The sequence below is a fragment of the Paenarthrobacter sp. NPDC090520 genome (genome assembly GCF_044769205.1).
Lineage (GTDB): Bacteria > Actinomycetota > Actinomycetes > Actinomycetales > Micrococcaceae > Arthrobacter.
The window spans coordinates 503,786-516,264 of the sequence record NZ_JBIVXM010000001.1; the positions used below are offsets into that span (position 1 = coordinate 503,786).

The 12,479-nt window shown below is 65.6% G+C and carries 6 protein-coding genes; 5 read left to right on the top strand and 1 reads right to left on the bottom strand.

What is annotated here, in order from left to right:
- The first annotated feature begins 24 nt into the window (after positions 1–24).
- From ACIQTZ_RS02430 to ACIQTZ_RS02445, 4 genes are read left to right on the top strand one after another with little or no spacing between them, the layout of a single operon-like run.
- Positions 25–459: a hypothetical protein gene (locus ACIQTZ_RS02430; protein ID WP_402977185.1), complete on the top strand. Its 435-nt coding sequence runs from the start codon at positions 25–27 to the stop codon at positions 457–459.
- Positions 456–1,154 carry a hypothetical protein gene (locus tag ACIQTZ_RS02435; protein ID WP_402977188.1) on the top strand — a complete coding sequence of 233 codons (699 nt, stop codon included), beginning with the start codon at positions 456–458 and terminating at the stop codon, positions 1,152–1,154. Before ACIQTZ_RS02430 ends, ACIQTZ_RS02435 begins: the two co-directional genes overlap by 4 nt.
- Positions 1,155–1,161: 7 nt before the next feature.
- Positions 1,162–2,448 carry an MFS transporter gene (locus tag ACIQTZ_RS02440; protein ID WP_402977190.1) on the top strand — a complete coding sequence of 429 codons (1,287 nt, stop codon included), beginning with the start codon at positions 1,162–1,164 and terminating at the stop codon, positions 2,446–2,448.
- Positions 2,445–3,473, top strand: coding sequence for a TolB family protein (locus ACIQTZ_RS02445; RefSeq protein ID WP_402977193.1), 1,029 nt, complete (start codon positions 2,445–2,447; stop codon positions 3,471–3,473). The genes ACIQTZ_RS02440 and ACIQTZ_RS02445 overlap by 4 nt, the downstream gene beginning before the upstream one ends.
- Positions 3,474–3,633: 160 nt before the next feature.
- Here the strand turns inward: ACIQTZ_RS02445 and ACIQTZ_RS02450 are convergent, their stop codons facing one another.
- A complete protein-coding gene (locus ACIQTZ_RS02450) occupies positions 3,634–8,532 on the bottom strand; it encodes a DUF4082 domain-containing protein (protein ID WP_402977196.1) in 4,899 nt (1,632 codons plus the stop codon).
- Positions 8,533–8,879: 347 nt separating this feature from the next.
- Between ACIQTZ_RS02450 and smc the strand changes: the two genes are divergently transcribed.
- The gene (gene smc / locus ACIQTZ_RS02455; RefSeq protein WP_402977199.1) at positions 8,880–12,467 is read left to right on the top strand and encodes a chromosome segregation protein SMC; all 3,588 of its coding nucleotides are present in this window, start codon (positions 8,880–8,882) and stop codon (positions 12,465–12,467) included.
- Positions 12,468–12,479 lie beyond the last annotated feature (12 nt).

Consider the following 12,479-nt stretch of genomic DNA (forward strand, 5'->3'; position numbering starts at 1 on the left):
GGGTGGCAATGGTTTACTGTCCCCATGAAAAGCTTGGCGGTCAAAATCGCCATCGCACTGGTTTTCAACGCCATCACCTTGTGGGTGGCGTCAGTTTTACCCGGGGTCCGTTTGGGCGCCGGGTTCCTCTGGGCCGTCATCGTGTTCACTGCGGCCACCATCCTGGTCAAGCCCCTGGTCCTTGGGCTGTTCCGTCGGCGCACGCAAAGCACCAGCCGCCCCAGGACGTGGCTGGTGACCAAAGGTGCCACCGTCCTTGCCGGGCTGGTGGCCACCGTGCTCATCCTCCTCTTGACCGGCATGTTTTCCCATGGATTCCTCATCAACGGCCCTGTTGGCTGGATATCTGCAACGGTGGTGATCTGGTTGGCATCGTTCATCTACGACTTCGTCGACGATGGCCTCGAAGCGCGGGCGCACCAGTTGCTGGGCGGCGCGGCAAGTCCGGGTAAGCCATGAACGCCCGGCGCTGGGTGATTGCCGGACTGGGCCTCGCCTTGGTGATTGCGGTGATCGCTGTGGTCCTTGACCAGATGGCGATGCGGCCTTCGGCCACCACAGCCCAGGGATCCTCCTCCGCCAGCCCGGCGGCAACGTCGGCCGCCACCCCGGGCCCGGGGAACACCGCCGGCTCCGGCGCCGGGGAGCAGCCGTCCGGAGGCCCGACGTCGGGCAGTTCGGCAGGAGCGGAAGGTTCCGGGGCGCAGCCCAGCGCCAAACCGCTGGAGGTCCTTCCACCCGTGACCTCCACCCCCACGGGGCTCCCTGCGCCGTCGGCACCGGCTCCACTCCTCAAGGGAAGCCTGCCTCCTGCGGGCTCGGCGAGCGGCAAGGTAGTGGACGGCTGGCCCAGCGACATCCTGGCCCTCCCCGCAGGCACCACTGTGGGCTCAACCAGCATTTCGACGTCGGGTGACGTCATGCAGGTTTCTGCGGACGGGATCGTCGGCAACACCCAGCAGGCAGTCCTGGACTCCTTCCGTGCCTCCTTGGTGCCGCACGGATTCTGGTCGGAGGACGCTCCTGCCGGCGATGGCGCCGTCGCAGCGAGGTTCGTGCGGGGCACCGATACTGTGACCGTGTCTGTGTCGACGACGGGCACCGGCAACTCGAGGTTCCAACTTTTGGGCAGCTTGCACTCGACGGCGGACTAGGGGCACCATGTACATTTCTCTCTCCGATCGCAGCGGCGGCAAAAAGGAAAAGCCGGAAGGCACGCAAACGGCACTTCCCCACGAGGTGCCGTTTCGTTTGTCGCCCATCATCATTTGGCTTGGCATTGTCAGCATGGTCACGGACGTCTCCTCGGAATCGGTTACGGCCATCCTCCCGCTGTATGTGACCGGGTTCCTGGGGCTGTCCACCATCGCCTTTGGCTTTATTGACGGCATCAACCAGGGCGCCAGCGCGATCGTCCGGATTGCCGCGGGGTGGGCCGCAGACCGGAGCGGCCACCCGAAACGGATCGCGTTGGCCGGCTACGGCCTGTCCATGCTGGCCAGGATCGGGTTCCTGTTCGCAGGCGGGTTCTGGGCCATCGCCGCCATTGTGACGGGCGACCGCATCGGCAAGGGAATCCGCACCGCTCCACGGGATGCGCTCATCACGGTGTCCGCGCAGCCCGAACACCTGGCACGCTCCTTCGGCATCCACCGGATGCTGGATAACATCGGTGCGGCGGCAGGCCCACTGATCGCCTTCCTGGTGCTGCTGGTCATTCCCAACGGCTTCAGTACCGTCTTTGTGGTGTCGCTGGCATTCGCCGTGATTGGCGTGACCGTCCTGGGCCTTGTGGTGCCGGACCTGCGGGCAGGAGGGCTGGATAAGGCGCTCCCCAAGGAGCAGCGCCGGATCTTCGCCTTCTCGTGGAAGCACTTGAAAGAGCCGGGCCTCGGGCGGCTGCTGATCGCCGCCGGCCTGCTGGGCTTGGTGACCATCGGTGACGGGTTCATCTACCTGGTCCTCCAGGACCGGGACTCCTTCGCGGTGCAATGGTTCCCGCTCCTGTTCGTCGGCACCAACGTGGCCTTCCTGGCGCTGGCCGTTCCCTTGGGCCGGCTGGCCGACAGGTTCGGCAAAGTCCCGGTGTTCATCGCCGGACACCTCGCCCTGCTGGCGTGCTACCTGTTGGCGGCCGCACCCCTTGGCGGGCTCTGGGCCACCATCCTCTGCCTCGTCCTCCTCGGCGCCTTCTATGCCGCGACGGACGGTGTGCTGGCGGCACTGGCGGCCCAACTCACGCCACAGGGAAAACTGGCCACCGGCATCGCTTCGGCCCAGACGGTGGTGGCCCTGACCCGGATGACGGCGTCCGCCGGTTTCGGTGTGTTGTGGTACGCCGTGGGCGCTTCGATGGCTGTACTGCTGGCGGGGATCCTGCTCGCCTGCGCCCTGGTGGCCGTCATGTTCATCCTTCCCGGAGCCCGTCCCCGTGTGGGCCGCGCATGAGCGCGCTGCTGACCGGCGGGAGGCTGCGCTGGGGCATTCTCCTGGCGGTGACAGCCCTCGTCCTGGCCGGGGCCGGGGTCTACGCAGTGAACGCCTACCAGCGCTTCGAGGAAAGCCGGACGGCAGCTCCATCAGTTGGCGTCACCGCAGGCCAGACGCTGCCTTCCGTTCCCTTCGTGCTGTTCAGGAATACGGCCGCCGGGCAGGGCTACGGCAACGCCGCGACCGTGCCGTTGTCAGCGCCGGGCGGTACCCGGGCCGTGAGTGAACAAGCGTGCGACCGCGTGTACGGCACGTCCTCCGAGGTGGTGTGCCTCAAGGCCAACCGCGGCCTGGTGACGGCCTTTGAAGCAGACGTCCTGAACCGGGACTGGCAGCAACAACGGTCCTGGCCCCTGACGGGCATCCCCAGCCGTACGCGGATCAGCCCGGATGGCTCACTGATTGCCACCACGGTGTTCGTCACCGGGCACTCCTATGCGACCGCGGGATTCTCCACGGCCACCGAAATCACGCAGGACTCCGGCAGCCTGGGCAACCTTGAGGACTTCGCCCTGATGGTCAACGGCGAGCGGCTGCTGGCGACCGACAGAAACCTGTGGGGAGTGACGTTCGTCCCGGGGCAGAGTGATACCTTCTACGCCACTGCGGCCTCGTCCGGGCGGATCTGGCTGGTCAAGGGAAGCCTCTCCGCAAGGACCCTCACCGCCGTCCACGACAACGTGGAATGCCCGTCCATCTCGCCGGACGGCACGCGCATCGCCTATAAGAAGAACGACGCCGGTCCGCTCACCGCCCACTGGCGGGTGGCCATCCTGGATCTTGCCTCGGGCAAGGAAACTGTCCTGTCGGAGAAGCGCAGTGTGGATGACCAGATCGAGTGGCTGGACAACAACACTGTTCTTTACGGATTGGCTGACGAGACCACCGAAGGGGACAGCAACATCTGGCAGCTCGGCACCGACCCCGCCGCGCAGCCGGGCCTGTTCATCGCCCATGCGTGGTCGCCCAGTGTGGTGAGGTAAAGGCCGCCGTCGGGTAGCCAGGTGGAAGCCTACGCCGCGGGGTGGTTGAACGTCTCGGCGGTGCCCGGCAAAATGCCCGTGCACGGCACATGCCGGCGCCCGGTCCTGGAGTTCAGGAAGGACCGGGCGCCGGCAGCTTACGAGGCCTGCTGTCCGGGTGTCAGCAAATCCCCAACAGGCCGCAGAACAGTCCACCGGACTGCGTCGGTGAAGGAGAAGGGCTGGGTGAAGGCGTTGCCGTAGCCGTAGCCGTAGCAGTCGTCGTGGGGGTCGGCGTCGGCGTTGGTGTGGCCGTCTGTGTCTGCGCCGGAGCCTGCAACTGCGTCTGGCCGCCGGTGGAATACACCACGTCTACAAAGTAGTTGGTGGCATTCCACGAACTGTTCGGCATCACGCCGCCGGTCCCGTAACGGTACAGGCCGTTGTTGGGCCCTGAAGCGGTGAACGGGCCGCTGGTCCACGTGGTGTTGAAGAAGCCCTGCGTGTACGAGTAGCGGCCGTTGGGCGCCCGGTAGGACACCACGTACGTCTGGCCCGTGGACAGGGCGACCGGAGTGGACAAGGTGGCTGTCTGCCAACCCGTGGCTGATTCATTCGTGAACGTCACCTGTGCCAGGCGCGTTCCCGCCGAGTTCCACAGCGACCCCACGTGCGTCCCGGTGTTGCCGGTGCCCTTGTAGAAACGGATACCTGTCACGTTGCCGGCCGTGGAGACGGTGAAGGCAGTGCCCAACTCCACCGACTTGGTGTCGGTGGACGCCGCCACCTGCGGGGCCAGTGTCCCGAAGATGGTGCTTTGCTGGGCGGCCGCGCTCGCCGTCGTGAACTGCCAGGTGCTCGGTGGCAGGGTCTGTCCTTGCGGGCTTCCGATGTTGGACACGTTGGCCGTGATGACGGTGCTGGCCGGAAGGGCCGCTGCGGGGGTGAACGTTACCGTCCGTGAATCAGCGGACAACGCCGCAGTCCCGGCCACCGAAGATCCGTTCGCCGTCAGGGTGAACGTGACGCCCGGGTTGACCGCCGTGGAGAACGAGATGGATGGCTTCACGTCCGTGGGAATCGCCGTGGCCCCTGGTGCAGGTACCTGGGCGGTGACGCTCAGGGGCTGTGCCGGAAGGGCGAACACAAGGTCCACAAGGTAGCTTGCCGTGGAAGCGGTGTTCGGGAAGTCGCTGCTGTAGGAGTATGTCCCGGAATCAGAAACCACCCGCAACGGGCCACTGGTGAAGCCATCACCAAATCCGCCGCTTGAGTACGAATACTTGCCCGTTGGAGTCTTGTAGGCGGCGATGTATTCAGTATCTGCCTGGATGCTTACGGGTTGGCTGAACGTTGCCGTCTGCCAGCCCGTGCTCGATTCGTTCGTGAAGGTCACGGTAGCTAGTTGCTGTCCGGCCAGCGTGTACAGCGATCCGGTGTGCGTTCCGGTGTTTCCGGTCGACTTGTAGAAGCGGATACCTGTGACTTGGCCGGCAGTGTCGCTGCTGAACCGTACGCCCAAGGCGAGCGGCACGCCGTCGTTCACTTCGGCAGTGGTGGGCGTATCGGTGTCCTGGTAGAGCGTGCAGGGACACACGCCGGGAGTCCCTTGTGCAGGCACCGTGGTGAAGGTCCAACTGTTCCCCGAGATCGGCGTGCCGGACGTTGCTGTGGCAGTTACCGTTGCCGTGTAACTCGTCGCAGCCACCAGCGGGTTGGTGGGCGTGAACGTGACCTTGCGGGTTGCCGAGTCGTAGGCGGACGTACCCGCAACGGTTGTGCCGCTGGCCGTCTTCAGGGCCAAAGCCACATTCGAGGCTGCTTCCGAGAGGACACCGCTTACCGGTGTGTTCAGCGGGACGCTGGAGGCGCCCGCCGCTGGCGACTGGCTGCCTACGGTGAATGGCGGCGCCGAAACCATCACGACGACGTCAACGAGGTAGCTCGCCGTCGAACGGGAACTCGGGAAATCCTGACTGTACGAGTAGGCGCCGGCGTCGGAGACCGTCCGCAGCGGACCCACGCTCATTCCTGAGCCGAAGCCGTTGCTCGTTGCCGAGTAGGTTCCCGTCAGCGACTTGTAGGCGGCGATGTATTCAGTGTTGGCCGCCATCTGGACAGGCTGGCTGAACATGGCCGTCTGCCAACCTGCGCTGCTTTCATTGGCGAACGTGACCGTGGCAAGCTGCGTTCCCGTGGCCGAGTACAGGGCGCCGGTGTGCGTGCCGGTGTTGCCGGCCGACTTGTAGAACCGGATGCCCGTCACCTGGCCGGCCGAGACACTGGTGAACCGTACTCCGAGCGTCAACGGCACACCGTCCTGGATCTGCGCAATGCCGGGAGTGACGCTGTCGTTGTAGAGGCTGCACGGGCACGAGCCCGGTGGCGGAACGGTCGCGGCAGTGGTGAACTGCCACGTCCCTCCGGACGTAACCGTGCCGCCGGTGGTGGCCGTCGCGGCGAGCGTCACGTTGTACTGCGTACTGAAGGCCAAAGCGGCCGACGGCGTGAACGTCGCCTTCCGGGCCACGGCGTCGTAGGCTGTGGTGCCCGCAACGGCCGTGCCTGCGGCAGTGCGGACGTTCAACTGAACCGTGCCGGCAGTGACGGGCTTCGAGAAGACACCGCTCACCGTGGTGGAGACGGAAACGCTCGAAGACGACGGGATGGGTGTTTGGCTTGAAACGGTCAACGGCGAGGTGTCCGTTGTGCTGAACACTGCGTCAACAAAGTAGTTGCCGCCGTTGAAGCTGGCCGTCGGATATTCCTGAGAGGTGCTGTACACGCCCGCGGGTTCGGCGCCGAAGCCCCCGGCAACCTTCATCGGGGCATCGTTGAACCCGGAGTAGGCCCATTGGAAGTCCTTGGTGGCGTAGTGGCCCCTCGGAGCCCAATACGAAGCCGTGTACTTCTGGCCGGCGGCCACAGGAACAGGCTGGCTGAACAACACGGTCTGCCAACCCGAGGCGGTCTCATTGGCGAACGTCGCAGTGGCCACGCGGGCACCGGCGGCATTCCACAGCGAACCGATGTGCGTGCCGGTGTTGGCTGTGCTCTTGTAGAACCGGACGCCGGTCACGAAGCCGTCCACGGACGGCGTGAACCGCATGCCCATTTCGTACGCACCGCCGTCACCGGAATCCACGGTGGCCGGAACAGTCTGGCCGAAGACCGTATACGGGCCGCTCAGGGTCAGGTTCCGCGTGGCTATCGCGCCAATGTTGGCGCTGTCGTCCACTGCCCGCACCTGTACCGTGGCTGTTGCGAGGCCCTTTTGGATGTAGGTGTAGCTCCACGAAGCCTTTCCTGTGGCAGGGTGCCAGGAGGCGCCGCCGTCGGTGGAGACTTCGACGCCGGCCACTACTCCGCCGCCGGCGTCCGTGGCCGTTCCCGTGACCGTTACGCTGGCGCCGTGGGCAATGGTGGCCCCGTTCGCCGGAGCGTTGATGGTTGCCGTGGGGCCGGTCTTATCGGCGCTCGCCGTCGCGGCGACGAGCCCGGATGCCAGGGTTGCCGGCAGGGCCCCCATGTCAGCGAACAGGTTCACCTGGGCCTGGCGCATGCGGGCATCGGCGGGGGCGCCGTTGCCATCGTGTTCCTGGTCCAGGCCCCATGTCCACTGGACGCTGCCGGCGGAGAACACCAGTGCACCGCTCGCGGCCTTGTACAGGGTCACGTTGTGGGTTGTGGTGCCGGCCTTGACGGTGTTGCCGAAGTCCTGCAGGTATTCGGTTACGGGGCCGGTGGTGGTGGACAGCCTGACGAGTCCCGCCGGCCGGAAGCCGTTGTCCAGGTCCTCGTCCGACTCATAACCCACGGTGTGTGCGGCCAGGGCCGTCTTGGTCCCGGCGGCCATGGAAGTCAGCGAAGTATTCCGCCACAGCCGCGTTTTGCCTTCCTCGGCCGAGACAGTCACGGGGAGGTCGGAGAAATTGGACATGTACAGGGTGCCCGTCAAGCCGTTCTCGGGCAGGCCGCCGCCATTGGCCTGGGACGCGAAGCGGGGGTCGCGCCATGTTCCTGTCCATTGGGTGCTGGGATCGATCTTGTCGTTGGACCAGGTTTCCTTGTAGCACGTCAAGGTACGCCCGGCGGTGCCGTCAACGCTGGAAGGCTCGAACCGGGTACGCCAGTACATTTCGTTGCCGGAAAGGAATTGGAGGTTGACTCCGGCATCGCGGGCAGCGGTGATGTTGGTCCGTTGGTTGCCGGAGACATACTCATCGTGGCCCACCGAAAGGAAGACCTTGTGGTTCAGCAGTTCGGCGCCCCGGGTGTCGGTATCGAGTCCACTGATGTAGCTGACGTCGTAGCCGTTTTGCTCCAGGAAGCGCACCATGGGGTATTCGTTGGCGAAGTAGAAGTCGCGGCCGTCGGGACCTTCCCGGGTAGCGATCGGCCGGTTGTAGCTGATCTTGTAGGCGCGTCCGTTGACAGCACCCTGGTAGAAGTCGGCGCCGCCGTAGGTGTTGTAGGCCTGCCAGGTGGTGTCCGATGTCTGGAACACCACGGCCGAGCGGTTGCCGTCGTTGCGCACTATGAAAATGATGTGGCTTTGCCCGCCGGTATCCGGTCGGGTCAGCAAAGCGATGTAGACGCCGGAAACCGCCGTGGCGGGCACCTGCCAAGTGGCCGAAACGGCCCACGTTCCGCAGTCGTAAAGTTCGGTGGTGATGTCGCTTCGGCAGGCCGGCTGGTTTTGCCTGAAAGCCGACGGCGTGACGTCCGCAACCTTGCGGGCACCGTTGCCGCCGTACCAGCCCGTGCGGTAGATGGCGATGGTGTAGTTGGACGCGGAGGTGTCCACCTTGAACTGGATGGGCTGGCCCGCGTTGACGCTGATGGCCGTGGCGAAGCCCTGCAGGGTGTCGTCGCCCGCCCCCGTGATGTCCCATTCCGACGGCGGACTGCCGGGTTTCGAATTCTCGCACGCTATGGCATTCACCACGGGGTTGCAAGGATCTGCCGCCACCGCCGCAGGGACGGTGAACGGCAGTAGTGACGCGAACATGGCGATCAACAAGGGCACGAAGAAGCCCTTGAAGAACCGCAGTGGCCGGGAAGCTGAAGGACCGGGCATCTGAACTCCTGGGGTACGCCTATTGCAACGACGGGACCGCGCATACAGCGCGTTCCCCGCTTGCCGCTCCCCAGCCAGGGTCAAACCATGATCTTCAGTTGAAAATACCTTTGGGTGGTACCTGTGCCCGTGTTCCGAACCACAGACCGGAACCCGGTTGGACCGATTGGACCCTCAGACCAAACCGGATTACCGGAACGCGAACGCCAAGTAACCCTTGGCAGGAGTGTAGGGTTGCGACGGTCCGGCCGCAAGGCTTTCCGGCCTCGAATCCGCGGATTTCGAGTAAACCGCAGTAGATTTGGGGGATACCGTCACCGGGGCAATTCCAGGAGAACCGAAACACCTTGCATCTGAAAAGTCTGACTGTCCGCGGATTCAAGTCGTTTGCGTCGGCTACGACGTTCGACTTTGAGCCAGGCGTCACTGCGGTGGTGGGACCCAACGGATCCGGCAAGTCCAATGTGGTGGACGCGCTGGCCTGGGTCATGGGGGAACAGGGAGCCAAGACGCTCCGCGGCGGAAAGATGGAGGACGTCATTTTCGCCGGCACCTCCGGCAGGCCGCCGCTGGGACGTGCCCACGTATCGCTGACCATCGACAACGCAGACAACGCGTTGCCCATCGAATACAGCGAAGTCACCATCTCCCGAACGCTGTTCCGCGCAGGCGGGTCAGAGTATGCGATCAACGGCGCCCCCTGCCGGCTCCTGGACATCCAGGAACTTCTCTCCGATTCCGGCCTGGGCCGTGAAATGCACGTCATCGTCGGGCAGGGCCAACTGGACCGCGTCCTGCATGCCACCCCCGAAGACCGCCGGGGATTCATCGAGGAAGCGGCCGGGATCCTGAAGCACAGGCGGCGCAAGGAAAAGACCGTCCGGAAGCTCGAAGCCATGCAGGCCAACCTGGCCCGGCTGGGCGACCTGACTGCCGAAATCCGGCGTCAATTGACGCCCTTGGGCAAGCAGGCAGAGATTGCCCGGCGCGCACAAACCGTCCAGTTCGATGTCCGCGATGCCCGCGCCCGCCTGCTTGCCGACGACCTCGTGCAGTTGACCTCAAGCCTTGAGCAGGACGTCGCCGACGAGGCAGCGCTCAAGGAACGCCGCCTCATTGTCGAAACGGAACTGGAGCACGGCCGCCGAAGCCAAGCCGCGCTGGAACAACAAGCTGCCCAGGCGACCCCACGCCTCAATGCCGCACGCGACCACTGGTACCAGTTGTCGGCAGCCCGTGAACGCCTGCGCTCGCTGGGTTCCCTCGCCGCGGAACGCCGCCGGCTCCTCGGTTCCTCCGAGGCCACCCCTGATACGGGACGCGATCCCGAGCAACTCGACCGCCAGGCGGCCAGGGTCCGGGAAGAGCAAGCCGCGTTGGAGCATGACCTCCTGGCCAAGCAGGCTGCGTTGATGGAGGCCACGGTTGCCAAGGATGCCGCCGAGTCGCTCGCGGCCGCCGAGGACAAACGGCTCACCGCCATGCTCAGGGCTGCGGCGGACCGACGTGAGGGCCTCGCGAGGCTTGCCGGCCAGGTGGCGGCAGCGCGTTCGCGGGCCGAGGCTGCCGAGGCTGAACGGGGCAGGATCCGGGAGTCGCTGGGGGCCGGCGACGAGCGGCGCCGCCTGGCCCAGAGCGAGTTCACGGCCCTCGAATCCCAGGTTGCGGGCGTGGAAGACGGCGAAGAAAGCCTCGACGCCGAATATGAGGACGCCAGCGATGCCCTTGAATCGGTCCTTGCCGAGATAGAGGACCTCAAAACGGCGGAGCGCCAGGGGCTCCGTGAACGGGACGCCCTGACGGCCCGACGCGATGCCCTGCAACTGGGACTCAACCGCAAGGACGGCTCGGAACGGCTCCTTGCCGGGGATGTGCCCGGAATTGTTGGTCCCCTGGCGGGCATGCTCGCCATCGAAAGCGGCTACGAGGCCGCGGTCTCGGCCGCCCTGGGGCATGCGGCGGACGCCGTGGTGGCCAGCGATGCCACGAGTGCCCTCGCCGCTCTTGAACTCCTCAAGGAAGACGACGCCGGGAAGGCCGTCCTTCTCCTGGCGGACTCCGTGTCCCAGGACGGAGATGATGCCGACGCCAGGATTCACCTTCCTTCCGGCACCCGCTGGGCCGTGGACGTCGTTAAGGTCCCGGACCCTGCTGCGCAGGGTGCGGTGTCACTCCTGGCGGGGGCGGTCGTCGTCGAGGATCTCACAGCGGCGGCCGCGGTTGTCGCGGAACATCCCCGGCTCAAGGCCGTCACCAGGAGCGGCGACGTCTTCACCGCCGTCACCGTCCAGGGCGGGTCGGCCGCGGCGCCTTCACTGCTTGAGATCCAGGCGGCAGTGGACGACGCCGACACCCGGCTCCGCGAGGTCGTCTCGGCTTTGGAACGCGGCCGGTTCGCCCTGGCCGGCGCCGAGTCGAGGCGTGCCGAAATTCAGGACCGCGCGGATGCCGCAATGGAACGGTTGCACGAATCGGACGCCCGGCTTGCCGCAGTGGCGGAACGGCTGGGGCACCTTAACTCGGTGCTGCGCAGTGCTGTCGGCGAGAGTGACAGGCTGGCTGCTTCCCTGGCAAAGGCCGAAGCGAACATTGCCGAGGCCCAGCTCGATCTGGAGGTGGCGGCCGAGCGGCTCGCAGCGGCACAGGAAGCACCGGACGATGAGCCGTCCACGGACCAGCGCGACGAACTCGCCTTGCAGGCCAGGAATGCGCGCGCCCTTGAAATGGAGGCGCGGCTTGCCCTGCGCACGGCCGAGGAACAACTGGGTGCAGTCAGCAACCGCGCGGCTTCGCTGGAGCGCGCGGCGGCGACGGAACGCCGTGCCCGTGAAGAAGCGGCCCGTCGGGCGCAGCGTCGGCGCGCGCAGGCACAAAGGGCCGCAGCGGTGGTGTTGGCTGTTGAGCACGCCCAGCGGTTCCTCGATGTGTCCGTAGAGCTCGCGGGCAGGGAACGTGACCATGCGGAGCAGGTCCGGGAGCAGTTGGAGTCCGAACTCGTCCAGGTCAGGTCGGGAAACGAGGCCCTCGCCAAGGAACTGGCCGAGCTGACCGATTCCGTCCACAAGGACGAGCTTGCCCGGGCACAGCAGCGCCTGCGGATCGAAGCCTTGGAGGCCCGGTCCATCGAAGAACTCGGCATGTCCGCAGGGCAACTCGTGACCGACTACGGACCCGACCAGCCAGTTCCCGTTCCGGCAGCGGCGAGTACTGACAAATGGGCTGCCCTCAGGGCACCGGTGGACGAGGACGGCGAACCCATCGTCGAAGGGATCCCGTTTGTCCGCACTGAGCAGGAGAAGCGCCTTAAGAAGGCCGAGCGGGAACTCGCCGCCTTGGGTAAGGTCAACCCCTTGGCGCTTGAGGAATTCGCCGCCCTTGAGGAGCGTCACCAATTCCTGAACACCCAGCTGGAGGACCTCAAGTCCAGCCGCAAGGACCTCCTGGACATCATCAAGGAAGTCGACGCACGCGTCCAGCAGGTGTTCACCGAAGCGTTCGCGGACACGTCGGCGCAGTTCGACCACGTCTTCGCCCGCCTCTTCCCGGGCGGAGAGGGCAGGCTGGTGCTGACGGATCCGGACGACATGCTGACGACGGGCATCGAGGTGGAAGCCCGGCCTGCCGGCAAGAAGATCAAACGCTTGTCCCTCCTCTCCGGAGGCGAACGCTCCTTGACGGCCGTTGCGCTGCTGGTGGCGATCTTCAAGGCCCGACCTTCGCCGTTCTATGTCATGGACGAGGTGGAGGCTGCCCTGGACGACACCAACCTGGGCCGGTTGATCACCATTTTCGAGGAACTCAGGGAGTCCAGCCAACTGATCGTCATTACGCACCAGAAACGCACCATGGAAGTTGCCGATGCCCTCTACGGCGTCACCATGCGGGGGGATGGGGTGTCAACCGTCATCAGCCAGCGGCTCGGTGCCGGGGCATAGCTTTATGAGAAG